Here is a 24,570-nt window from a genome sequence, read left to right as displayed (position 1 = left end):
GCTTCACCGCATCAGTTTCAGCTTCTTATGAGGGGGGCTGATATCTGTATGCACAAATAATTAATGAAAGGGGCAGTGAAAGATGTCGACAGCCATGATGAATATGTGGATTTCTTTTATAGGAATGGGTTTAATGATCTTTTCTGTGTTCGCCATATATTTAAGCCGTTATAAATTAAAGAATGGATTTTTAAAAGTCGTTTCCGCTCTTTTAGCGTATACGTGTATGATCATCGGTGGACTAATCATGGTATATATTGTGTTTAGTGGTCCAGCTTGAAGATTGAAGGAGAGAATTATAGAATGAAAAAACTAGCAATCACTGTAATGCTTGTCTTGACTGCTGTCCTGACAAGTGGATGCATGTACCCGCAGGACCAGCTTGCAGAAAATCAAATACCGTATGAAGATCAAATTCAAACTGTTCAATCAGCAGTTAATCAGTTTAAAGAAGAAAATGGCGGCATCTTGCCGATTAAAAATAAAGAAGTCGATACGCCGCTGTATGAAAAGTATCCGATAGACTTTAAAAAGCTTGTGCCTCAATTTATGGCTGAACCTCCTGGCAATGCGTTTGAATCGGGCGGGATTTTTCAGTATGCATTGGTAGATGTCGAAAATAATCCAACGGTTAAATTAATCGATTTGCGTATGGCTGAACAAATTAGGGATGTTCAGATGCGTATTCGATCACAAGGATATCCTCCTTTTAAAAAGACCATAACCAATAACGTATATTCGCTGGATTTTAAAAAGCTTGGGTATAAAGAAGAACCGTACGTCGTCAGCCCGTATACAAATCATAATCTTCCGCTCGTTATTTCAGGAGATGGCCGTATCTATGTGGATTACAGCAGCGACCTATATGCAGTTCTTAAGGAATCAGGTCAAAAAATGAAAAAAGGGGAAGACATTCGACCGCTTCTGTTAGAAGACTCCCCATTTGCACCTGCTTTTTCTCTTCCGTACACAGTAAATGACCAAAACGAACCAGTTTTTACAGTTAAATAAAAGGCTATGTTAATGATTATTGCTGATTTTGTTACTTTGTTGATTGGAGCAGAAGGCGGGCGTCCCCCAGCTGAAATCGACAGAGGCGTTTAACAAAGTCAAATAAAAAGAAAAATAGGCTGCCCCAACAGCGAAGGAATATATCTCTGTACCGTTACATATAGTGTAAAGCAAGCAAGAAGCTGCTAGATGTTGACGTGTTGAAGAGGTGCCAGATACTTTGCGGGGGCGGCCTCTTTTGTTTTTATAGGAACAATTTCAGTCATATAAGAGCAGGACAACATCATACAATTTACTGTATGAACGATGCCGCTAATAAAAAAAGCAAACAATAAAGTCGGGAGGGAATTCTTTGGAAAAAGCAGATATTTTTAAAGATATAGCTGAACGGACGGGGGGAGATATCTATTTAGGGGTTGTTGGTGCAGTCCGTACTGGGAAATCCACGTTCATCAAAAAATTTATGGAACTGCTTGTTCTTCCTAACATAGACAATGAAGCAGAGAAAGCGAGAGCGCTTGATGAATTGCCGCAAAGTGCAGCGGGAAAGCAAATTATGACGACAGAACCGAAATTTGTACCTAATCAAGCGATTTCTATAAATGTAGATGAAGGACTTTCGGTTAATGTCAGACTTGTTGATTGTGTGGGCTATGTGATTGAGGGAGCGAAAGGGTATGAAGATGAGAATGGGCCGCGGATGATTCACACACCTTGGTTTGAAGAACCGATTCCATTCCACGAAGCGGCCGAAATTGGCACGCGTAAAGTAATTCAGGAGCATTCAACGATCGGTGTATTAATTACGACGGATGGCACCGTCGGAGAAATTCCAAGAAACAATTATATAGAAGCAGAAGAACGTATCGTTGAAGAGTTAAAAGAAGTAGGCAAACCTTTTATTATGATTATCAACTCGGCTCGCCCGCATCATGCTGAAACAGCCAGTCTTCGTGACAGCTTAGCCGAGAAGTATGACATTCCGGTAGTGGCCATGTCTGTTGAGAGTATGAGGGAGACAGATGTGATGAACGTGCTTAGGGAAGCTTTATTTGAATTTCCGGTGCATGAAGTAAACGTGAATTTACCTGGATGGGTTATGGTGCTGAAAGACAATCACTGGCTGCGCGGGCATTATCAAGAAGCGATAAAAGAAACCGTGCAAGACATTAAACGTCTTCGGGATGTTGATCGGGTCATCGAACAGTTTGATCAATATGAGTTTATCGAGAGTGCGGGGCTCGCAGGAATGGATATGGGGCAGGGTGTAGCTGAAATCGATTTATTTGCTCCAGATGATCTCTATGACCAAGTGTTAACGGAAGTAGTCGGTGTAGAAGTTCGCGGAAAAGACCATTTGCTGGAGTTGATGCAGGAATTAGCAGTTGCTAAAACAGAGTATGATCAAGTTGCTGATGCATTGCGAATGGTCAAACAAACAGGATACGGTGTAGCGGCACCTTCTCTTGCCGATATGAGTTTGGATGAACCAGAAATTATTAGGCAGGGTTCACGTTTTGGTGTACGCTTAAAAGCAGTAGCGCCGTCTATTCATATGATAAAGGTAGATGTGGAATCGGAATTTGCGCCGATTATCGGTACGGAGAAACAGAGCGAAGAACTCGTCCGTTATTTGATGCAGGACTTTGAAGATGACCCGCTTTCTATTTGGAATTCTGATATATTTGGAAGAAATTTAAGTTCGATTGTACGTGAAGGCATCCAAGGGAAACTGTCACTGATGCCAGAAAACGCAAGATATAAATTGAAAGAAACATTAGAAAGGATCATCAATGAAGGGTCAGGCGGCATGATCGCTATTATTTTATAGACACATATATACAGACTCTCTGAACAAGTGGGAGTCTTTTTTTTGTTTCTTTTGTGACGGAAAGCTAGAAAGAATAACAGTTCTTAAGGATTCTGCTTGATATGGCAAATCTTATGTGATAATCTTTTAACAGAATTAATGTATGAAAGCATTGATTTATAAGCTTTTTTCCGTTTGTATGTATAAAAATTGGGAAAATGGTTTACGAATGAAAGTGTAAGAGTATAAGATGTAGATTTTCGTTGAAACCCCCTTTGGGAGGAGGTGAATGGCATGAATAAAACAGATTTAATTAATCAAGTTGCAGAAACAGCAGAATTATCTAAGAAAGATGCTACTAAAGCGGTTGAAGCCGTCTTTGATGCCATCCAAAACACACTAGCAAGCGGAGACAAAGTTCAATTGATTGGTTTTGGAAACTTTGAAGTACGCGAGCGTTCTGCACGTAAAGGGCGTAACCCGCAAACTGGAGCAGAGATCGAGATTGCAGCGAGCAAAGTACCTGCATTTAAACCAGGAAAAGCTTTAAAAGATGCGGTTAAATAATTACATAGCCTGACGGCTAAAAGAGAGGCCTCTATGGTCTCTCTTTTTTGTATGGAAGAACAGCTGCTCTCCCTTTTCTTGTCCAGCTGCAGCGCCTTGCCCCTTGAGGTCAAATAACCTTTCCTCAATGAAGTCAAAGAGCGGCTTCTTTGAAGAAAGAACATTTGCTTGTCGGGACAGAACAGCCGCTTCCGCTTTTCTTGTACTTATGCTACTATTTAGTGAGTGTTTTAATTTTACGATTGATAGAGAGGATTGTAGGTATGGCTGAAGTGAATCGTACTCAAATTGAAGAGGCAGTTCGAATGATTTTAGAAGCGGTTGGAGAAGATCCGAACCGTGAAGGACTGCTGGATACACCTAAACGGGTGGCTAAAATGTATGAAGAAATTTTTTCAGGTATAAATAAGGATCCAAAAGAATATTTCGAAACAATTTTTGGAGAGGATTATGAAGAACTCGTTTTAGTAAAGGATATTCCTTTCTATTCTCTGTGTGAGCATCATCTTGTTCCGTTTTTCGGACATGCTCATGTGGCGTATCTTCCTAAAAACGGAAAAGTCACTGGTCTCAGCAAGCTGGCAAGAGCGGTGGAAACGGTGGCAAGGCGCCCGCAGCTTCAAGAGCGAATTACAGCTGAAGTGGCTGACGCCATCATGGAAAAGCTTCATCCACACGGTGTGATGGTAGTGGTAGAGGCGGAGCATATGTGCATGGCTATGCGCGGGGTGAAAAAGCCAGGGGCAAAAACAGTTACAACTGCAGCGCGCGGAAAGTTCGCTAATGATGTTCACTCGCGCTCAGAGCTATTGAACTTAATTAAAGGCTGACAGAAGAGAGGTAGGGGGGTCAAATGAAGAATAATCAAGCCGACTTTATTATGATCCGGGCGATGGAAGACGGAGTGAATGTCATTGGTTTAACAAGAGGATCGGATACCCGCTTTCATCATTCGGAAAAGCTTGATAAAGGCGAAGTCATGATCGCTCAATTTACAGAGCATACTTCCGCTATTAAAGTTCGCGGCCGTGCCAAGATTGTGACAAGTTTCGGTGAAGTAGAAAGTGGAAATGAAGTATAAGGGGTATACAAGATGAATGAATGGCTTAAACGAAAAATGATCATTGAAAAAGAAGTACAGCGGAGGCTGTCTTATCCTTATCTAAAAAAATATATTGATAAACCAGCAATCGATGACACCCGCTTGCTTATTTTAATGATGCCTTTTACGGTGAAGCAATTGTCGTCGGACGACACGAAAAAATATATAACAACGGCCACATTAATTCAAATCGCCCTTGATACTCATGAAAAAGTAGTAGCTTCATCAAGAAATATCGCAATAGACCAACAGCTGACGGTGCTGGCTGGAGATTATTTCAGCGGATTGTATTATCAGATTCTTGCAGAATTACAAGATATACAAATGATCCGTGCCCTCTCGGCTGCTGTCAAAAGCATGAATGAGAATAAAATTATTCTTTATCAGAAGGAACATGTATCTATTGAATCTCTAATGGAAAGTGTATATAAGATTGAAACAGAAATTGTCGAACAGTTTTACACAGTATTTCACTTTCAATCCTTCGTTCCGGCTGTTTCCCGGCTGCTATTTGCGAAACGGCTTCTACAGGAAAAACAGGACTTTCTATCAGGAGAAAAGTCTACTATTACGGAAGCGATAAAAAGCTTAGACTTTTCACAGCGGAAGAATCAGCTGGATGGTGAGCACTCAATCATTCAAATTTATGAATATTATATCGAAGAGGCTAGAAACGAGGCGGAAAAAGCTTTAGAACATGAGCCGCCCGCCCATTCTGCCTGGCAGCTGTATCGTGCACTGTATAATGTGGTCTTTGGAAACAAAACATATGCGGAAGAAGGTTGAGGAATGCAACAATCAAAAGAAGAAAAAGTCCATCATGTATTTGAGAAGATTTCCTCTAATTATGATCAAATGAATTCTGTTATTAGTTTTCAGCAGCACAAGCGATGGAGAAACGAAACGATGAAGAAGATGGCTGTGGAACAAAATGCGGCTGCTCTTGATGTGTGCTGCGGAACAGGAGACTGGACAATCGCCCTTGCGGAAGCGGTCGGATCACAAGGGCGTGTAGTCGGTCTTGATTTCAGTCAAAATATGTTAAACGTCGGGAAAAGGAAAGTAGAAGAAGCGGAATTGAAGCAAGTAGAAATGATTCAAGGGAATGCCATGGAGCTGCCATTTGAGGACAATACATTTGATTATGTGACCATCGGTTTTGGACTTCGCAATGTTCCGGATTATATGCAAGTTCTAAAGGAAATGAACCGTGTTCTGAAGCCTGGCGGTATGGCTGTTTGTCTGGAAACTTCTCAGCCGGCTATGATCGGTTTTCGGCAGTTGTACTTCTTTTACTTTCGTTTTATCATGCCGTTGTTCGGAAAGTTATTTGCTAAAAGCTATAAGGAATATTCATGGCTGCAGGAATCTGCCCGTGATTTTCCTGGGATGAAAGAACTGAAGCAGATGTTTGAACGAGCAGGATTTACGAATGTCAGTTACATGCCTCACACAGGCGGTGTGGCGGCAACCCATATTGGTTTTAAACAAAAGTAAATAAGCTGGGTGGAAAACATGAAGTTAACTATGCTGTATTCGTTTTTAAAATCAGATATTGATTTAATAGAAAAAGAATTAGAACGGGCGATTTCCTCCACCTCTCCTTCATTACGAGATGCATCGCTTCATTTGCTGCAAGCAGGCGGAAAGAGAATTCGGCCGATTTTTGTTTTACTTGCGGCTAAATTTGGCGAATATAATATAGAGCGGGTAAAAAACGTAGCAGTTGCTCTAGAATTAATTCATATGGCTTCACTTGTTCATGACGATGTCATTGATAATGCGGAACTTCGGCGCGGCAAACCAACGGTAAAGGCTGAATGGGATAATCGGGTAGCCATGTATACAGGTGACTATATTTTTGCGAGAGCCCTTGAGTATATGGCTGATATTGAAAGTATTGAAGCACATCAAGTTTTATCTAATACCATGGTAGAACTGTGTGTAGGGGAAATCAATCAAATTAAGGATAAATACCGCTTTGATCAAAGTTTGCGGGATTATTTGCGAAGAATTAAAAGGAAAACAGCGATCCTAATCGCAGCAAGCTGTCAAATTGGCGCGATTTCTGCCAACGTTCCAAAATGCGTAAGTGAACAGTTATTCCAGTTCGGCTATAATGTGGGAATGGCTTTTCAAATTACGGATGATATTCTTGACTTCACAGCGACGGAAGCTGAGCTTGGCAAGCCGGCTGGAAGTGATCTCTGGCAGGGGAATGTAACCTTGCCTGCCCTGTATGCTCTTGAAGATGAGAAGATGCGGGAGAAAATCATCGGAGTAAATGCACACACAACGAAATCGGAGATAGATGAAATCATCGCTCATATGAAACGAAGCGATGTCATTGAACGTTCACATGCATTAAGTCAGCGCTACCTAAGCCGCGCATTAAGTATCGTAGATGAATTGCCATCTAATCGAACAAAAAAGACGCTTCGGGATATCGCTAAGTTCATTGGCAAGCGAAAATATTAATTTTTTTAATGAACAAGTTGTCAATGCATTCAATCAGTGGTACTATTTTGAAGGATTGTTATTAAAAATGATACATAATATAGGAGTGAATACGATGGAAAAAACATATTTAATGGTCAAGCCTGATGGTGTACAAAGAGGTCTAATCGGTGAAATCGTTGCACGTTTTGAAAAGAAAGGTTTTCAATTAGTCGGCGCAAAACTTATGAGCGTGTCTCAAGAAACAGCTGAACAACATTACGCAGAACATAAAGAGCGTCCTTTCTTCGGTGAATTAGTAGACTTCATTACTTCAAGCCCTGTGTTTGCGATGGTTTGGGAAGGTGAAAACGTAATTGCGACTGCTCGCCAAATGATGGGTGCTACAAACCCTAAAGATGCGGCTCCTGGAACGATTCGCGGTGATTTCGGTGTGACTGTCGGCAAAAACATTATTCACGGATCAGATTCTCCAGAAAGCGCAGAAAGAGAAATTGCGATTTTCTTTAAAGAAGAAGAATTGACAACTTACAACAAACAAGTGAATGAGTGGATTTACTAAAAAGCTTAAGCTGCTGTTACTATACAGCGGCTTTTGTTTTCTATTTTTTTGAAAAAATTGTCCTCTTTTCCTTTTTCTTCGTTATAATAGGACTATAGAACGATAGAGAAATACCTAATCATATAAATGGTTAAAAGAAAGAGGGGGAGAAAAAAGTGAATGATTACGGGAGTTTTATTGTAAATATAAAAAGAAAAACAGGCATTGACCTAAGTAAATACAAAGAAGCGCAAATGAAAAGACGTTTAACGTCATTGTATGAAAAGAAAGGATGTCATTCCTTTAATGAGTTTTTTGACTTAATCAATAAGGATAGACACACTCTAAATGAGTTTTTGGACCGGATGACGATTAACGTATCAGAGTTTTACCGAAATGCGAAACGATGGGAAGTGCTTGAGCAAAAGATTTTCCCCCGGCTGCTTTCAACAAATAAACGTTTAAAAATCTGGAGTGCGGCTTGTTCAACGGGAGAAGAGCCTTATACAACAGCGATGATTCTTTCTAACTATTTACCGCTGTCTCAAATTTCGATCCATGCTACGGATTTGGATGAAAACGCCATCCAAAAAGCAAAAATAGGGGTTTATTCTAGTTCGTCGCTGGCCGAAGTGCCTGCTCATATCAAACACAAGTTCTTTACTAAAGAAGGCGAATTTTATAAAGTTAACGAAGAGGTTAAACGAACAGTTACGTTTAAAAAGCAAGATTTATTAGCCGACCGCTTTGATTCTAATTTTGATTTAATTATTTGCCGGAATGTAATGATTTACTTTACTGAGGAAGCAAAAGATCAATTGTACAAAAAGTTTAGTGCTGCATTAAAGAAAGACGGCGTGTTGTTTGTGGGCAGCACAGAGCAAATTTTTAATCCAGGCCTATATGATTTTGAAGCAGAAGATACATTTTTTTATCGAAAAACGAAATAAGATGCATGTAAGGCTTTTCATGAAAAGGCCTTTTTCTTGATGGAAAATAATATTTAGAAAAATGTCAAAGAATTATGACAAATATGGCGGTAATTGTGGTAAAATTCTCGAAAACACACATAAGTTTATCATATTCAATAAAGATATGTTATAGTAGTACATAACCGCTTTAACGAGTTGAAGGGAGAAAGTATAATGAGATATTTAACAGCAGGGGAATCACATGGACCACAATTAACAACAATTATTGAAGGGCTGCCTGCGGGTATGCCGCTTACGGCTGAAGAGGTAAATAAAGAGCTTGGCCGCAGACAAAAAGGACACGGCCGAGGCCGCAGAATGCAAATTGAGAAAGATCAAGCGCAAATTAAGAGCGGTGTTCGACACGGCTATACGCTTGGCTCACCTGTCACTCTCGTCGTTGAGAATGATGATTGGAAGCACTGGACAAAAATAATGGGCAGTGAACCATTCAATGAATTAGAAGAAGAAGAGGTAAAACGACAAATTACCCGTCCGCGGCCGGGACATGCAGATTTAAATGGCGGGATAAAATATGGCCATCGAGACATGAGAAACGTACTTGAGCGATCTTCCGCCCGTGAAACAACTGTACGTGTGGCAGCGGGAGCCGTCGCTAAACAGCTATTAAAGCTTTTGGGTATTGAGATTGCTTCTCATGTTATTGAAATTGGCGGAATTAAAGCCGAACAAGCAGACTTTGAAAGCTTGGAACAGCTGCAGGAATTAAGTGAAAACTCACCTGTACGATGCCTAGATCCGGAAGCGGAGAAAAAGATGATGCAAGCGATTGATGATGCAAAAGCAAACGGCGATTCAATCGGCGGGGTTGTTGAAGTGATTGCTGAAGGAATGCCGGCTGGAGTAGGAAGCTATGTTCATTGGGATAAAAAGCTAGATGCAAAGGTGGCAGCAGCTATTATGAGTATCAATGCTTTTAAAGGAGTAGAAATTGGCATTGGCTTTGAAGCAGCTGAAAGATTCGGAAGCGAGGTACACGATGAAATTGCCTGGGAAGAATCAAAAGGATACTACCGGAAAACAAATCGTCTAGGCGGTTTTGAAGGCGGGATGACGACGGGCATGCCAATTATTGTTCGTGGAGTCATGAAGCCGATTCCTACACTTTATAAACCGCTTGAGAGCGTAGATATTGATACGAAAGAACCATTTACAGCAAGCATTGAACGTTCTGACAGTTGTGCTGTGCCAGCAGCAGCGGTTGTCGCTGAAGCAGTTGTCGCTTGGGAACTTGCTTCTGCTATCGTAGATCAATTTTATAGTGACCGGATGGATGCTCTATCTGCAACACTAGAGGAATTCCGACGCTATACGAAGGAGTTTTAAGCATGAGGGAATTGATGATCGAAACACCAGATCAATCTTATCCTGTATATGTAGGGGAAAACTCCTTGCAGAAGCTTAAAGAATTATTTGGCGGTCCTTTAAAGAGCACAACGAAGCTGCTTGTTATTGCTGATGAGCATGTGTCATCTTTGCATGGAGAAACGTTGAAAGAATCTCTTCCGTCTCAGCTGTCGTATGAGTGGCTGACGATTCCAAAGGGAGAAGCGGCAAAAAGCTTTGCAACCTTTGAGAAGTGCTTAACCTTTGCTCTTGAAAAAGGACTTGACCGCAAGTCATGCATCTTGGCCTTTGGGGGCGGTGCAGCTGGTGATTTGGCTGGATATGTGGCAGCGAGCTATATGCGGGGAATTTCATTTATTCAAATTCCGACAACGATTTTGGCGCATGACAGCGCGGTAGGAGGGAAAGTGGCTATCAATCATCCGCTCGGTAAGAATATGATCGGCCACTTTCACCAGCCGGCGGCTGTTGTTTTTGATACACGCTTTCTCCATACACTGCCTGAGCAGCAGGTTCGTTCTGGCTTTGCCGAAATTATTAAACATGCCTTAATTGCAGACCCTGACTTTTTACAAGAACTGATGGCAAATGTAAAGAGTTTTCAAGACTTATCTGCGGATTACCTTGCTTATTGTCTTGAAAAAGGTATTCAAATTAAAGGGGAAATCGTTAAAGAGGATGTCAAAGAGCACGGAATTCGGGCCTATTTGAACTTTGGGCATACATATGGTCATGCTCTTGAGGCCAAGCTTGGGTACGGCCGGGTCACACACGGAGAAGCGATCGCAGCCGGTATGGTTTTTGCTCTTCATGCCAGTGAAAGGAAAGAAGGTCTCCTATTCGATTTAAAGAGATTTATCGGATGGCTTAAAGAGCTTGGATATCCGCTGGACTTGAATATGGGGCTTTCATTTGACGAACTATACACATTAATGGCAAGAGACAAAAAAACGGTCGGTGAAAGTATTCGTTTTGTTTTATTGCAAGAAGTGGGTCGCCCAGTGATCAAAGAAATAAGCCGGCCGGAACTAGAAGAAGCTGATCAATTTATGAGAGAGGAGGCTGCCGTATGATGAGAGGTATAAGGGGAGCAACGACGGTAAAAGAAAATAACGAACAAGAAATGATCGATTGTACAGAAATATTATTAAAAGAAATGATTGAACAAAATCATTTGCAGCCGGAAGATGTTTGTTCCGTTTTTATTTCAGTTACTAATGATATTGATGCTGCTTTTCCCGCAAGAGCTTTAAGACAGCTCCCAGGCTGGGAGTATGTGCCTGTTATGTGTATGAGTGAAATCCCGGTACCAGGCAGCTTAGCTCAATGCATTAGGGTCATGATGCATGTGAATACGACAGCAGCACAGCAGGAAGTACAGCATATTTATTTAGAGGAGGCTGTGAAGCTGCGGCCAGACCTGCAAAAACCAAGCAAAACAATCAGCTAAGAGAAGAAAGATGGAAGGATCGTGATGAAAATGAAGTGGAAAAAGCAGATAGCGAATTTGAAAGCTTATCAGCCTGGACGTTCAATTGAAAGTGTGAAAAAAGAGTACGGCCTTGAAGAAATTATCAAGCTTGCTTCAAATGAAAATCCTTTCGGCTCATCTGATAGAGCAAAAGAATGGGTACAGTCTTACACGTCTTCATATGCTATTTATCCAGATGGTTATGCGACTGTTCTGCGCTCGGCTCTTAGTGAATTTCTTGGTGTGAAAGAAACACAGCTGATTTTTGGCAATGGATCTGATGAAGTTATTTTAATGATTTCCAGAGCGATGCTTGAACCGGGAAAGAATACGGTGATGGCGGATCTTACTTTCCCTCAGTACCGGCATAATGCTGCAGTTGAAGGAGCGGAGGTTCGTGAAGTGCCGCTCGTCAATGGTGCGCACGATTTAGAGGCGATGCTTGCAGCTGTGGACGAGCAGACGGCGGTTGTCTGGTTATGCAGCCCGAACAATCCGACAGGTATTTACATTAAAAATGATGAACTGATCCAATTTTTAAATAAAGTTCCTCAAGATGTACTCGTCGTACTAGATGAAGCTTATCATGAATACGTAACAGCAGATGACTATTACAATGCTGTTGAAATTGCTGAACAATATCCGAATGTGATCGTTTTAAGAACGTTCTCGAAAATTTATGGCCTTGCCAGCTTCCGAGTCGGCTATGGCTTCGGATCTGAAGATGTGATCCGTGCCCTTGAACCAATTCGTGAGCCATTTAATGTTAATACGCTTGGTGCAGGAGCTGCCTTAGCCGCTCTTTCTGACCAGGAGTTTGTAGAAATGTGCCGAACAGAAAATAAAAAAGGGCTTGAGCAATTTTATCAATTTTGTCAAAGTGAAAACTTAGACTACTATCCATCAGAAGGGAATTTTGTTTTAATTAATTTCAAATGCGACAGCGATGATGTAGCTCAGTACTTAATGAGAAAAGGCTATATTGTCCGTTCAGGAAATGCTCTCGGCTGTCCTGGCGCTGTTCGAGTGACCATTGGCTCGCAAGAACAAAATGAAGGAGCCATTCGAGCGATGAAGAGCTTCTTAGCAGAAAACTCGATCAGACAGTAGGTGCTTGTTTAACTATGAGAGGAACTGTATTTATTGCCGGTTTAGGTCTAATTGGCGGATCACTGGCCAAGACAATAAAAAAAGCCCATCCGCAGGCGGAAGTTATCGGATATGATATCCGTAAAGATGAAGTAGGGCTTGCGGAAGCACTGAATATTATTGATAAAAAAGCAGAATCATTTCAAAGCGGAGCTGAACAGGCGGATCTCATTATTTTGGCAGCCCCCGTTTTGCAGACAGAAGAGCTGATTAGACAGCTGGCTGAATTTGATTTAAAAAAGGAAGTCATTATTACAGATACAGGAAGCACTAAAAGAAGGATCATGGAGTGTGCGGAGGTCTTAGAAAAGCGTCAGATTACCTTTATCGGAGGTCATCCGATGGCCGGCTCTCATAAAAGTGGAGTGGCTGCTGCCAAAGAACTGTTGTTTGAAAATGCGTTTTATTTATTAACCCCGGGTGAGCATACGAACGATAAACAATTGGCTGTCTTAAAGAAATGGCTTGAAGGAACGAAAGCAAAGATCATCGAGCTGTCTGCTGAAGATCATGATTACCTTACAGGTGTTGTCAGTCACTTTCCACATGTAATTGCGGCCTCTCTCGTCCGTCAGGCCCAGAAATGTAATGATAGTAATTCACTGATTTCCCGTCTTGCCGCAGGCGGATTTAAGGATTTGACGAGAATTGCCTCATCTAATCCAGAAATGTGGAAAGATATTTCGTTACATAATAAGGAAGTGCTGCTGGCGCTGTTAAATGATTGGAAAATAGAGATGGAAAGAGTTATAGATATTTTACAAGAGGAGAGCGCTCCTCTTCTATTCGATTACTTTAATGAAGCGAAAAAATTTAGAGACGAGCTTCCTGTTAAAGCGATAGGAGCGATCCCGTCATTTTATGACTTATACGTAGATATCCCGGATTATCCGGGAGTGATCTCTGAAATTACTGCTTATTTAGCGGACGAAAGAATTAGCATCACGAATATTAGAATTATGGAAACAAGAGAAGATGTATACGGCGTGCTTGTTATTAGTTTTCAAAATGAAAAAGATCGTGCGCGGGCACAGCGGTGTATTGAGAAACAGACAAATTATGACTTATTTTTAGCCTAAAGGGTGATTTTATGAAGGAAATGGAAGTAGAGCTGACGAATTCCCGGCTTAATGGACGATTAGAGGTACCGGGAGATAAATCGATTTCTCATCGTTCGATTATGTTTGGTGCCTTGGCGGATGGTAAAACAACGATTCGTCACTTTTTAAAAGGTGAGGACTGTTTGCGGACGATTGACTGCTTCCGCAAGCTTGGTGTCAAAATTGAAGAAACCGATGAAGAAATTATTGTGTACGGAAATGGATGGGAAGGATTAAGTGAACCGGTGGACATCCTTGATGCTGGTAACTCCGGAACGACGACAAGACTTTTATTAGGTATTTTAGCCGGACGGCCATTTCACTCTGTGCTGATCGGCGATGAATCTATTGGGAAGCGGCCGATGGATCGTGTCGTTGCCCCTCTCGTAAAAATGGGAGCGAAAATTAATGGCAGAAATGGCGGACGATTTACACCTCTCGCCATTGATGGTTCAAAGTTGAACTCCATTCAATATGAATTGCCTGTGGCAAGTGCTCAAGTAAAGTCAGCCATTCTCTTTGCAGGCCTGCAGGCGGAAGGCGAAACGGTAATTACTGAACCCCAGCCGACACGTGATCATACGGAAAAAATGATCGAGCAGTTCGGAGGAGAAGTGGTTCGCCGCGGCAATGATATTATTGTTAAAGGCGGTCAATCATTTAAAGGAACAGACGTGTATGTTCCTGGAGACATCTCTTCAGCTGCCTTCTTCCTAGCGGCGGGTGCTATGGCTCCTGAAAGTGAAATTATTCTTGAGAATGTCGGTTTAAATCCAACAAGAACGGGAATTGTTGATGTACTGATCCAAATGGGAGCCGATATACATGTTCAAGAAAACAATACCGAGGGTGAAGAAGTTGGTACGATCACCATTCGCACCTCAAATCTCAAAGGTGTAGAAATTGGCGGAGATTTAATTCCGAGACTCATCGATGAAATTCCGATCATTGCTTTGCTTGCTACGCAGGCAGAAGGAAAAACGGTGATCAGGGATGCGGAAGAATTGAAAGTGAAAGAAACGAATCGTATTGACACTGTAGTGGACGAGTTGAAAAAACTTGGGGCGGAAATTCAAGCGACAGAAGACGGCATGATTGTATATGGCAAAAGCCAACTGTCGGGCAGTCAGGTTTCTTCGCATGGGGATCATCGAATCGGTATGATGCTTGCTGTTGCTTCTTTAGTAGCAAAAGGAACCATCGAGCTTGAAAACCCTGAAGTCATCGCGATTTCTTATCCATCATTCTTTGAAGATATGAAACAATTGATTAAGAAATAATGGCTGATTTTATCACATCTCTCAGGCTGTTGGCAAACGCGCCTGCCTGCGGTACTCATGACCTTTTGGGTCACTCCGCTCCTCGGCAGGTGTCGCGCCTTGAAAGACAAACGTTTTCAATCAGCCTGACAATGTCTAAAGATAGACTTTGTCTACCATTTGAAGGGCTGATTTTATCAGCCCTTTTTTTATTTTTCTATGTAAGCTGCTAGTCTCAAAGGTGCATGCAATTTTCTAAAAGGGAAGAAGGAAAATAGGTTTTGCCGGAGAATGTATTGTAGTACAGAAAATAAAAAAGTTGCTGACAGGCTTTTCTTTCACTATGATAACAATATTAGCAAACTGTTTTTTAAGAAAGGGTTCGAAGAAAATGTCCTATGCACAGCAAATGCTCGAAAGTTTACAAAAAGGGGACGATGAAAAAGCGTTTTCCTTGTTTGAAAAGGTTCAATTATTTTCCACAGATGAAGAGAAGTTTTCATTGGCTGAACAACTGTATGATCTAGGATTTCTGGAAGAAGCACGCAAGCTTTTCGCAGGATTGCTCGAAGCTTTTCCAGAAGAAGGAGAGCTGTATGTACTTCTTGCTGAAGTGCTCGTCGATATGGACCAAGAAGAAGAAGCGATGCTGATCCTTAATCGATTAAAGCAAACGGATGAGTACTATCCGAGAGCCTTGCTGCTGCTTGCCGATCTATATCAGATGCAAGGGTTATATGAAGTAAGTGAGCAAAAGCTGCAGGCTGCAAACCGGATGCTTCCTGATGAACCGGTCATTCACCTCGCGCTTGCGGAGCTGTTTCTCGAACAAGGCAAGTATTTAGAAGCGATCCGCTACTATAAAGGATTGCTTGCTGCTGGAAATGAAGAGATGGCCGGTATTTCTATTCATCAACGTTTAGCCGAGGCATTGAGTGCGGGCGGTGCTTTTGAGGAAAGTCTTACATATTATGAGAAGGCACTTGAAAGCAGGCTGGAAATCAATACGTTATTCGGATATGCTTTTACAGCTTTTCAGGCAGGTTTTTATCAAACGGCTATCACTAAGTTCAATGAGTTAAAAGGGCTTGATCCAGATTACCATTCTCTGTATCTTTATTTAGCGAAAGCGTATGAGCATGAGGAAGAACTTGAAAAAGGAGTGGAAGCGGCGAAAGAAGGTCTCCGGCAGGATGAGTTTCAAAAGGAGTTGTACTTTATTGCAGGTAAGCTCAGTTTAAAACTAGGAAAAGAAGAGGAAGCGGAAGAGTTTCTAAGGTCTGCTCTCGTATTGGATCCTGAATTCTCAGAAGCTGGTCTTACACTCAACAAGCTTCTTTTTCACCAAGAACGTTACGAAGATGTATTGGAAATTACTATGCTGCTGACGAAAGAAGGAGAGGCTGACCCACAATTTCTTTGGGATGAAGCAAAAGCGAGCAATGAATTAGAAAAGTACACTGAGGCATTAATTGCCTATGAAGAAGCATATAATTTTTTTAAGGACAACATACACTTTTTACAAGAGTACGGATATTTTCTAATGGAAGAAGGAAAACACAGCGAGGCACTGCGAATATTCCATCATCTATTACAACATGATCCAGCTAATGAAGAATGGCTGCTGCTAATTGAACGGCTTTCTGATTAAACTAAATACTACTATCTTTACAGAGGAGGGATTTATACATGACTGCCCCTGTATCTGTTCATGAGAAAAAAGATTTTATCCGCTGGTTTTTAAATCACTACCAATTGAAAAGAAGAGAGTCAGTATGGATTTTAAATTACTTAATGAGCCACGATCAGTTAATGGAAAAAGTACACTTTGTAGAAGATGCACAGTATTGTCCGCGCGGAATGGTAATGTCCACTCACTGTGTTGATACGGCCCCGTTCCGTTTCTTTAAAGAAAACATTATGACGACAGATGCGGAGAAGTCATTCCATGATATCCGGTTGAACAAGGAAGAGGATATTTATATTGAATTAAAATTCAGATCATCGAATACCTCCCATCAGTACGCTGCTGTGATGGAAGAAAATCCATTTATGCCCCGCAATTTGAGAATTACAGAAAAAGATAAGATGCTTGCTGAAAAGTTTCTGAAAGAAGGAATTTATCATTTTCAGAAGGAACGCCTGCTGAAGGCGATAGATGAAGCGCTGGATTGCGGGGATAAAGAAGCATTTCTTAAATTGACAGATCAATTGAATCAGTTGAAGTAAAGATCCTCTGATAAGAGCCTGGCATCTCCGTTATGCTCCTATATATAGTAGATGGAAAGTCTATCATACTATATGAAAGGGCAGCGGGAATGTCAGGCTCTTTGCATGCGAGCAAAGGGGGACCATACGGGAGCGATAGAGACAAGGAGGCTTCCGGACTGCCTGCGGAAAGCGGGTGCCTCCAGTGGAGTTTAACATAGCCATTTTGGAAGGAAGAAAGGTGGTTCACAGCTGGGCGGCATGATATGATAAAAAAGAGGTGAATAAAATGAATTGGAATGGTAAAGATACAGAGAGTTTTCAACAGCAGAAAGAGTATATTGATACGGTTCTCATGCCGCTCTCCCCAGTTTCTTTTGAAAAAGATATGAAAGAAACGGCCTCTCAATATGAATTTATTCAGCTTTTGACGACTTTGCTTGAGAAACAGTTCAAAGGCAGGCTGCTGCTCGTGCCGCCGTTTGCTTACTTAAAGCAGCAGTCGGAGGAAGAGAAGCTGAACGCATTGAACCGTTGGGGGGAGGAGCTGGACAAGGCGGGGTTTAAGCACAAGTTTTTCTTTACTTCAGATAGCAGCTGGAAGATTGCTGAAGAGAAGATCAACGGTTCATTGATTTGGGTGCCATCTGTTCCGCTTGAGCATATGGAGAATTCATACAAGTATTCTTTAATCGAAGAACAAGCTAAGCAATTTGTCAATATTATTGTTCATAAATGGCAGCAGAATTTGTCATAATTCAGAAATTCGTCACATACTTTGACACAATTTAAACTGTTGTGATATTGACCTGTTATCGAGTTTGGATTATCATAATGATGTCCTAGTTTATGTTTGTGCGCTTTTATAATAATGTCCGATGCGGACACAGCTTATAATAGAGGGGGGAAAAGAATGAGTAAACAACCTGTATCAAGACGTCAATTTCTTAACTATACACTGACAGGTGTTGGCGGCTTTATGGCAGCTGGCATGCTGATGCCAATGGTTCGATTTGCACTTGACCCGGTTCTGGCACATGGTGCAAAGGGAGAATACCATACAACGAAGCAAAAAGTGGATGAATTGACGACAACACCAACTCGTGTAGACTTCTCTTACGAACAAAAAGATGCATGGTACACATCTGACGTTACACAAACGGCTTGGGTTTACAAAGATGAAAAAGGCGATATTGTCGCTCTTTCACCTGTTTGTAAACATTTAGGCTGTACGGTTGACTGGGAAGGCAGCGGTCACAAAAGCAAGTTCTTCTGTCCATGCCATAACGGATTGTATGAGAAAAATGGCAAGAACATTCCGGGTACACCACCGACAAGACCGCTTGATAAGTATCCGATAAAGGTAAAAGACGGTTTTCTGCAGCTCGGTAAGCCAGAGCCACAAACTATTGCGTAAAGGAGGCGTAACCTATGCTAAACAAAATTTATGATTGGGTGGATGAGCGTTTAGATATTACGCCTTTGTGGCGGGATATTGCTGATCATGAAGTGCCTGAACACGTAAACCCGGCCCATCACTTCTCGGCGTTCGTTTACTGTTTCGGCGGGTTAACATTTTTTGTAACGGTGATCCAGATTTTATCAGGGATGTTTTTGACAATGTATTACGTACCTGACATTAAAAATGCATGGGAATCCGTATATTATCTTCAAAATGAAGTAGCATTTGGAATGATTGTACGTGGGATGCACCACTGGGGTGCAAGCTTAGTTATCGTTATGATATTCTTACATACTCTGCGTGTGTTTTTCCAAGGAGCTTATAAGAAGCCTCGTGAATTGAACTGGGTAGTCGGCGTTTTGATTTTCTTCGTCATGCTCGGCCTTGGATTCACTGGTTATTTATTGCCATGGGATATGAAAGCGCTATTCGCAACGAAAGTAGGAATTGAAATTGCGGCTTCTACTCCGTTTATCGGGGAACAAGTAAAGACCTTACTTGCTGGTCACCCAGATATCGTCGGAGCACAGACTCTTACTCGTTTCTTTGCGATTCACGTGTTCTTCCTGCCAGCAGCCCTGCTTGGTTTAATGGGAGCTCACTTTATTATGATTCGTAAACAAGGTATTTCCGGACCATTGTAAAATGAAATTTTAAATGAATGTGTCACATCTTTTTAAAAGGAGGGGAACGCTATGCATCGCGGAAAAGGAATGAAATTCGTTGGCGATTCGCGTGTCCCGGCAGAACGCAAGCCGAATATTCCAAAAGATTATTCGGAATATCCGGGAAAAACAGAAGCCTTTTGGCCGAACTTTTTATTAAAAGAGTGGATGGTCGGTGCCGTTTTCTTAATTGGATATTTATGTTTAACAGTAGCGCACCCATCTCCGCTTGAGCGTGTCGCGGACCCAACAGATACAGGTTATATTCCACTTCCAGACTGGTATTTCTTATTTCTTTACCAGTTATTGAAATACACGTACGCTTCTGGACCTTACAACGTGATTGGAGCCTTTATTATTCCGGGCTTGGCCTTTGGAGGACTTTTGCTTGCTCCATTCATTGATCGTGGACCAGAACGCAGACCGATCAAGCGTCCGTTTGCAACAGGATTCATGCTTCTTGCTTTAGCTGCAACTGTTTTCTTAACATGGGAATCTGTTGTTAATCATGACTGGGAAGCTGCAAAAGCACAAGGTCAGATCGTTGAAGAAGCGGAAATTGATCAAAATGCAGAAGGTTACAAAATCTATGCCGATCAGAAAAACGGCTGTATTAACTGTCATGGTGAAAACATGACAGGTGGTCCAGCAGCACCTTCTCTTGTCGGTACTGGATTAGCACCTGATGAAATTAAGAAAATTGCTCATGAGGGAAGAGGCGCAATGCCTGCAGGTCTATTTAAAGGCACGGAAGAAGAGCTTGATAAAATGGCCGAATTTATTTCTACTTTAGAAGCAAAATAATTAAAAAAGATGCCCTGTTTTTGAATAGGGCATCTTTTTTGTATATGATTATGAAAAGGCGTATATATTGTTTGTAGACTTTTAGAAGAAAGACGAGATGGTGCACTTTGCAATATTTATACTGGTTGTTAGCGGATAAAAAAGTTTTACTGGCATTATTTGTTATTAATCTAATTGGTACAATCTATGGATACATGTGGTATGGCCCTCAGTTAGCACGAACGGAGTGGTTGTTCCTTCCATTTGTTCCAGACAGTCCAACAGCAAGTTTATTTTTTACGATTGTGCTACTTGGCTTTCTTTGGAGAAAATCATGGGGGCTGTTTCAGGCATTGGCGATCGTTACTTTGTTTAAATATGGAATTTGGGCCGTTGTGATGAATCTATTGACATTAAAAGTAACGGGTTATTTACCTTGGGAGGGATACATGCTGATGGCTTCACATTTAGGCATGGCCATTCAAGGAATGCTATATTCTCCATTTTACCGAATCAAACGATGGCATTTAGCGGCAGCAGCTCTCTGGGCTTTACATAATGAAATCATCGACTATGTATATGGGCAATACCCTGTTTATGCCCAGCTCGATTTATATATTAAAGAAATTGGTTATTTTACTTTTTGGCTGAGCATTCTATCTATTTTCCTTGCTTGGTACGTAACTGTCAGGGAGAAGTCTGTGAAATGGCCATTATGGAAAGAGGATCGACAAGGCTGACGAGTACGGACTCATAAGTTTCTCTTCTCGTTTCCTTTGTTCCTGCATATATTAACAGCAGGAGCGGAGGAGGGAGAGAAATGAAAAAAATAAAGTATTTGTTTCTTGTCTGTTGCTTATTTATCATTCCCATTCATAGCAAGGCAGAGGATGCCAATACCCGCCTTCTTAAATTAGATCAAACCGCCGGTCAGGCACTGGAATTTACAAAAGCCGGCCGTTATGATGGGGCAGAAGCACAGTTGAAAACTGCTCAGCTTGAACTAATACACATGCAGTATGAAAGCAGCGGGCTTTCTATGGAGGAGTGGACAGTCTTGTCGGCAGCTCTTGGCCAGGCTCTTCAAGTCCTTCAATCTCCTGAAGGAAAAGAAAAAGAGACATTGGAAATGGTCACATCGTTTCGCTTGGCAGCAGATGCGGTTGTTTCTCGTTATCAACCGTTATGGATTGAATTAGAACAGCCTGTTCTGTCTTCGCTAGAATCTTTAAAAAAATCTTCTGCCGCAGCAGATGCCCCCGGTTTTCATGAATCTCTCAATACGTTTCTCGCTAACTACTACATGATTCAGCCGAGTCTAAAAATGGATATTTCTAAAAAAAGAGTTGAGGCACTTGATCAGCGGGTCCGTTATATGGATCAGCATCGGGAAGAGATTTTTATTGATCAATCTGCCCAGTCTGAGGTTAGTCAGCTCCAGAAAGAAGTAGAGACCGTGTTTAAAGAAATGGATAAAGAAGAGACTGCTCAGCCTTCTCTTGGATGGGTGATTAGTATTACTGGCGGAATTATTATTACGACTCTATCCTATGTAGGCTGGAGAAAGTATAAGGGTCAAAAGGAAGATGCGAGAGAAAAGCAGAATGATTGATATAAAATATGGGAAAGGATAAAATAAAGGAGTAATTAAATATAAAGATAAACGGGGGTAGCACCACACTATGGGATTCCTGATTTACTTTCTAATCCTCATTCTCGTTCCAATATGGGCACAGATGAAAGTAAAAAGCACGTACAAAAAATATTCAAAGGTATCAGTTTCTACTGGAGTGACAGGGGCACAAACGGCGCGGCGCATTTTAGATGACAATGGCCTGGCGCACGTCAAAGTCTTAGAAACACACGGTTTTTTAAGCGATCACTACAATCCGCTGACAAAAACAGTCCATCTTTCTCCGGACAATTACCATGGCCATTCGATCGCTGGAGCTGCTGTGGCAGCCCATGAGGTAGGTCATGCGATTCAAGATAAAGAAGGGTATGCCTTTCTTCGCTTCCGGCATGCACTTGTACCTGTAGCGAACATCGGTTCAAACTTATCATGGATTTTCATTATGATTGGAATATTCACATCTATGACAGGAGCGTTTATGCTCGGCATTATTTTAATGGCGGCAGCTGTTTTGTTTCAAGTAGTGACATTGCCTGTCGAATTTAACGCTTCTTCACGTGCGATGGACCAAATCGTTTCATCAGGGGTTATTCGTAACGATGAGGAGCGGGAAGCGCGTAAAGTGTTAAATGCCGCTGCTATGACATATGTGGCTGCAGCAGCAGTAGCTGTACTTGAATTGGCTCGGTTAGTACTTATGTTTACTGGGATGCAAAACAGTGACGACTAATTGAATCATGAGGAAAAGGAGGCTGACTCATTTCGAGTCAGCCTCCTTTAGTTTATGGACCACATCCACTTATGGTATTTTCTTTAAACCTCAATGGGCCGCTTGTTTTCATCAAGCGTGAACCCTTCCCCGAGTACGTCGTGAACGACAGTGACAGAAACAAAGGCATGTGGATCAATCGAATTAATAATGTTTTTAAGGCGGACAATTTCATTTTTACCGACCACGCAATACAGCACTTCCTTGTTTTCTTTCGTAAATGAACCATGCCCTTTTAAGACTGTGACGCCTCGTTCCATCTGTTTATTAATTTTCTCAGCAATTTCCTCTGGATAATTGGAAATAATCATAGCACCTCTCGCCGCATAGGCGCCTTCCTGCATAAAATCAATAACTTTAGCCCCTACAAACACGGCGACGAGTGTGTACATGGCTTCGCGGTAATTTAAGTATGTTAATACAGACGCTGTAATAACGACGGCATCAAATAAAAACATCGTCTTTCCCATACTGACACTGCGGTACTTATGAACGAGCCGGGCGATAATATCTACCCCGCCTGTCGTACCGCCATAGCGGAAGATAATACCGAGTCCCACACCGGCAAATACGCCGGCAAATAAGGCAGCGAGAAATAAATCTTCATGAAGCGGAATAGGCAGCTGCTTACGTTGAAAAATCCAAAGAAAAACAGAGACACTGACTGTACCGATCACCGTGTAAAAAAACGCCATTCTGCCGAGCAGTTTCCAGCCGATAAAGAACAGGGGGACGTTGAGAATTAAATTGGAATAAGAAGGATCAAATTTAAATAGGTTGTACAGCAGTAAGGTGATCCCGGTAAATCCACCTTCTGCGAGCTTATTTTCCATATTGAAATGAACAAGCCCGAAACTATAAATTGCACTTCCAAGCAGGATAAAGAAAATGTTTTTCAGTTTCATACCCAATAGCATCTGTTAACCACCTTTATGTTAAATGTTGAGACAAATGTTGATACCTGTCATTATATATAACTGTAGGACATCCTACAATAAGGAATGTCAAAGACTCAATACATAACGGAATGATAAATTTATTGTCAACTAGTCAAGAATTGGCTAACATAAAATTAACGAGGAGGAGAGTCAGGAAGACAATGGATAAAACGATGAAAGAAATGCAGAAAGAAGTAGATGACTATATTGGTCAATTTAAAGAAGGATATTTCAGCCCGCTGGCCATGGTGGCTCGGCTGACAGAAGAGCTGGGGGAACTTGCTAGAGAAGTGAATCATCATTATGGAGAAAAACCGAAAAAAGCAACGGAAGAAGAAAAAGCCATTGCGGAAGAGCTTGGTGATGTGCAATTTGTTATTATGTGTCTGGCTAATTCATTAAACATTGATTTGCAGGCGGCACATGAACAAGTTATGGAAAAATTCAACACAAGAGATAAGGATCGCTGGACGCGAAAAGGGGAGGAATAAATAATGGAGACAATTAAAGTAATCATTGCTGGAGCACGTGGAAGAATGGGAAAAGAAGCTGTATATATGGTGCAAAAAGCGGAGAATTTACAGCTGGCAGCTGTTTTAGATCATAAGTATAATGGACAAATGCTTAGTGAATTAGAAGGATTTGCAGGGATAGATGTACCGATTTTTACAAATATTAATGAATGCTTTAGTGAAGTTGAAGCAGATGTATTGATCGATTTAACCACGCCAGAAACTGGGTATATACATACGAAAACGGCACTGGAACATAACATTCGCCCAGTTGTCGGCACGACTGGTTTTACAGAAGAACAATTGAAAGAATTGAAGGAGCTGGCTGAAGAAAAACGTCTCGGCTGCATCATTGCGCCGAACTTTGCTGTTGGAGCTGTGCTTATGATGAAGTTTTCTGAAATGGCGGCAAAGTATTTTCAAGATGTGGAGATCATTGAGCTTCATCACGATAAAAAATTAGATGCACCATCCGGTACAGCTGTCAAAACAGCTCAAATGATTGCTGGGGTAAGAGAGGCAAAGCAGCAGGGACATCCAGAAGAAAAAGAAACGATGAAAGGTGCACGCGGGGCAGAAATGGAAGGAATGCATATTCACAGTGTACGTCTGCCAGGATTAATTGCTCACCAGCAAGTAATGTTTGGAGCGGACGGACAGACATTAACGATTCGCCACGATTCATACAATCGAGCTTCTTTTATGTCTGGAGTAAAAGTATGTGTAGAAACAGTTATGAAAGTAGAGACGCTTATCTACGGAATGGAAAATATTTTAGACTAACAAGGAGGGGC

The 24,570-nt window shown here is 41.6% G+C and carries 29 protein-coding genes; 28 read left to right on the top strand and 1 reads right to left on the bottom strand.

Annotated features, from left to right (window positions below):
* Positions 1-82 precede the first annotated feature (82 nt).
* From QYG89_RS00765 to QYG89_RS00640, 26 genes are all read left to right on the top strand, one after another.
* On the top strand, positions 83-280 hold the full coding sequence (locus QYG89_RS00765) for a DUF2768 domain-containing protein (RefSeq protein ID WP_404313722.1): 198 nt from the start codon (positions 83-85) through the stop codon (positions 278-280).
* A gap of 23 nt (positions 281-303) precedes the next feature.
* Positions 304-1,011, top strand: a complete 708-nt coding sequence (locus QYG89_RS00760) for a hypothetical protein (protein ID WP_404313721.1) — start codon at positions 304-306, stop codon at positions 1,009-1,011.
* Positions 1,012-1,363: 352 nt separating this feature from the next.
* Positions 1,364-2,842, top strand: coding sequence for a stage IV sporulation protein A (gene spoIVA, locus QYG89_RS00755; protein ID WP_404313720.1), 1,479 nt, complete (start codon positions 1,364-1,366; stop codon positions 2,840-2,842).
* 273 nt (positions 2,843-3,115) lie between these two features.
* On the top strand, positions 3,116-3,388 hold the full coding sequence (locus tag QYG89_RS00750) for an HU family DNA-binding protein (RefSeq protein ID WP_152149430.1): 273 nt from the start codon (positions 3,116-3,118) through the stop codon (positions 3,386-3,388).
* A 263-nt stretch (positions 3,389-3,651) separates the two neighbouring features.
* Complete coding sequence (gene folE / locus QYG89_RS00745; protein ID WP_404314559.1) at positions 3,652-4,218, top strand: GTP cyclohydrolase I FolE; 567 nt, start codon at positions 3,652-3,654, stop codon at positions 4,216-4,218.
* A gap of 23 nt (positions 4,219-4,241) precedes the next feature.
* The gene (gene mtrB / locus QYG89_RS00740) at positions 4,242-4,469 is read left to right on the top strand and encodes a trp RNA-binding attenuation protein MtrB (protein ID WP_404313719.1); all 228 of its coding nucleotides are present in this window, start codon (positions 4,242-4,244) and stop codon (positions 4,467-4,469) included.
* Positions 4,470-4,481: 12 nt separating this feature from the next.
* On the top strand, positions 4,482-5,276 hold the full coding sequence (locus QYG89_RS00735) for a heptaprenyl diphosphate synthase component 1 (RefSeq protein WP_404313718.1): 795 nt from the start codon (positions 4,482-4,484) through the stop codon (positions 5,274-5,276).
* 3 nt (positions 5,277-5,279) lie between these two features.
* Positions 5,280-5,987 (top strand): demethylmenaquinone methyltransferase, encoded by a 708-nt coding sequence (locus QYG89_RS00730; protein WP_404313717.1) that lies wholly within the window; start codon positions 5,280-5,282, stop codon positions 5,985-5,987.
* A gap of 18 nt (positions 5,988-6,005) precedes the next feature.
* Positions 6,006-6,968 (top strand): heptaprenyl diphosphate synthase component II, encoded by a 963-nt coding sequence (gene hepT, locus QYG89_RS00725; RefSeq protein WP_404313716.1) that lies wholly within the window; start codon positions 6,006-6,008, stop codon positions 6,966-6,968.
* Positions 6,969-7,062: 94 nt separating this feature from the next.
* Positions 7,063-7,509, top strand: coding sequence for a nucleoside-diphosphate kinase (gene ndk, locus QYG89_RS00720; protein WP_404313715.1), 447 nt, complete (start codon positions 7,063-7,065; stop codon positions 7,507-7,509).
* A gap of 155 nt (positions 7,510-7,664) precedes the next feature.
* Positions 7,665-8,438: a CheR family methyltransferase gene (locus QYG89_RS00715; RefSeq protein WP_404313714.1), complete on the top strand. Its 774-nt coding sequence runs from the start codon at positions 7,665-7,667 to the stop codon at positions 8,436-8,438.
* A 195-nt stretch (positions 8,439-8,633) separates the two neighbouring features.
* Positions 8,634-9,806 (top strand): chorismate synthase, encoded by a 1,173-nt coding sequence (gene aroC / locus QYG89_RS00710; RefSeq protein ID WP_404313713.1) that lies wholly within the window; start codon positions 8,634-8,636, stop codon positions 9,804-9,806.
* Positions 9,807-9,808: 2 nt separating this feature from the next.
* Positions 9,809-10,900 carry a 3-dehydroquinate synthase gene (gene aroB / locus QYG89_RS00705; RefSeq protein WP_404313712.1) on the top strand — a complete coding sequence of 364 codons (1,092 nt, stop codon included), beginning with the start codon at positions 9,809-9,811 and terminating at the stop codon, positions 10,898-10,900.
* Complete coding sequence (gene aroH / locus QYG89_RS00700; protein WP_404313711.1) at positions 10,897-11,277, top strand: chorismate mutase; 381 nt, start codon at positions 10,897-10,899, stop codon at positions 11,275-11,277. The genes aroB and aroH overlap by 4 nt, the downstream gene beginning before the upstream one ends.
* A gap of 30 nt (positions 11,278-11,307) precedes the next feature.
* A complete protein-coding gene (hisC, locus tag QYG89_RS00695) occupies positions 11,308-12,408 on the top strand; it encodes a histidinol-phosphate transaminase (protein WP_404314557.1) in 1,101 nt (366 codons plus the stop codon).
* Positions 12,409-12,422: 14 nt separating this feature from the next.
* Complete coding sequence (locus QYG89_RS00690; protein ID WP_404313710.1) at positions 12,423-13,526, top strand: prephenate dehydrogenase; 1,104 nt, start codon at positions 12,423-12,425, stop codon at positions 13,524-13,526.
* An 11-nt stretch (positions 13,527-13,537) separates the two neighbouring features.
* A complete protein-coding gene (gene aroA, locus QYG89_RS00685) occupies positions 13,538-14,827 on the top strand; it encodes a 3-phosphoshikimate 1-carboxyvinyltransferase (protein ID WP_404313709.1) in 1,290 nt (429 codons plus the stop codon).
* Positions 14,828-15,197: 370 nt separating this feature from the next.
* Entirely contained in the window at positions 15,198-16,457 is a 1,260-nt protein-coding gene (locus tag QYG89_RS00680; RefSeq protein WP_404313708.1) for a tetratricopeptide repeat protein, read from the top strand.
* Between the two features lie 38 nt (positions 16,458-16,495).
* Positions 16,496-17,035 (top strand): ReoY family proteolytic degradation factor, encoded by a 540-nt coding sequence (locus QYG89_RS00675; RefSeq protein WP_404313707.1) that lies wholly within the window; start codon positions 16,496-16,498, stop codon positions 17,033-17,035.
* Positions 17,036-17,303: 268 nt separating this feature from the next.
* Positions 17,304-17,771: a YpiF family protein gene (locus tag QYG89_RS00670; RefSeq protein WP_404313706.1), complete on the top strand. Its 468-nt coding sequence runs from the start codon at positions 17,304-17,306 to the stop codon at positions 17,769-17,771.
* A 156-nt stretch (positions 17,772-17,927) separates the two neighbouring features.
* Positions 17,928-18,431, top strand: coding sequence for a ubiquinol-cytochrome c reductase iron-sulfur subunit (locus tag QYG89_RS00665; RefSeq protein ID WP_404313705.1), 504 nt, complete (start codon positions 17,928-17,930; stop codon positions 18,429-18,431).
* Between the two features lie 14 nt (positions 18,432-18,445).
* Entirely contained in the window at positions 18,446-19,120 is a 675-nt protein-coding gene (gene qcrB, locus QYG89_RS00660) for a menaquinol-cytochrome c reductase cytochrome b subunit (RefSeq protein WP_404313704.1), read from the top strand.
* A gap of 51 nt (positions 19,121-19,171) precedes the next feature.
* A complete protein-coding gene (locus QYG89_RS00655; RefSeq protein ID WP_404313703.1) occupies positions 19,172-19,945 on the top strand; it encodes a menaquinol-cytochrome c reductase cytochrome b/c subunit in 774 nt (257 codons plus the stop codon).
* Between the two features lie 107 nt (positions 19,946-20,052).
* The gene (locus QYG89_RS00650) at positions 20,053-20,664 is read left to right on the top strand and encodes a DUF1405 domain-containing protein (RefSeq protein WP_404313702.1); all 612 of its coding nucleotides are present in this window, start codon (positions 20,053-20,055) and stop codon (positions 20,662-20,664) included.
* Between the two features lie 80 nt (positions 20,665-20,744).
* Positions 20,745-21,536 carry a sporulation protein YpjB gene (locus QYG89_RS00645; protein ID WP_404313701.1) on the top strand — a complete coding sequence of 264 codons (792 nt, stop codon included), beginning with the start codon at positions 20,745-20,747 and terminating at the stop codon, positions 21,534-21,536.
* A gap of 70 nt (positions 21,537-21,606) precedes the next feature.
* A complete protein-coding gene (locus QYG89_RS00640; RefSeq protein WP_404313700.1) occupies positions 21,607-22,287 on the top strand; it encodes a zinc metallopeptidase in 681 nt (226 codons plus the stop codon).
* 83 nt (positions 22,288-22,370) lie between these two features.
* Here the strand turns inward: QYG89_RS00640 and QYG89_RS00635 are convergent, their stop codons facing one another.
* Positions 22,371-23,243 (bottom strand): YitT family protein, encoded by an 873-nt coding sequence (locus QYG89_RS00635; protein ID WP_404313699.1) that lies wholly within the window; start codon positions 23,241-23,243, stop codon positions 22,371-22,373.
* A gap of 182 nt (positions 23,244-23,425) precedes the next feature.
* On the opposite strand from QYG89_RS00635, the gene QYG89_RS00630 reads away from it, so the two are divergent.
* Complete coding sequence (locus QYG89_RS00630) at positions 23,426-23,755, top strand: nucleotide pyrophosphohydrolase (protein ID WP_404313698.1); 330 nt, start codon at positions 23,426-23,428, stop codon at positions 23,753-23,755.
* A gap of 3 nt (positions 23,756-23,758) precedes the next feature.
* Positions 23,759-24,559 carry a 4-hydroxy-tetrahydrodipicolinate reductase gene (gene dapB, locus QYG89_RS00625; protein WP_404313697.1) on the top strand — a complete coding sequence of 267 codons (801 nt, stop codon included), beginning with the start codon at positions 23,759-23,761 and terminating at the stop codon, positions 24,557-24,559.
* The last annotated feature ends 11 nt before the right edge of the window (positions 24,560-24,570 follow it).

Origin of the sequence: Bacillus lumedeiriae (genome assembly GCF_044891285.1) — a bacterium.
Taxonomy (GTDB): domain Bacteria; phylum Bacillota; class Bacilli; order Bacillales; family Domibacillaceae; genus Pseudobacillus; species Pseudobacillus lumedeiriae.
This window is presented reverse-complemented; position numbering and strand designations above follow the sequence as displayed.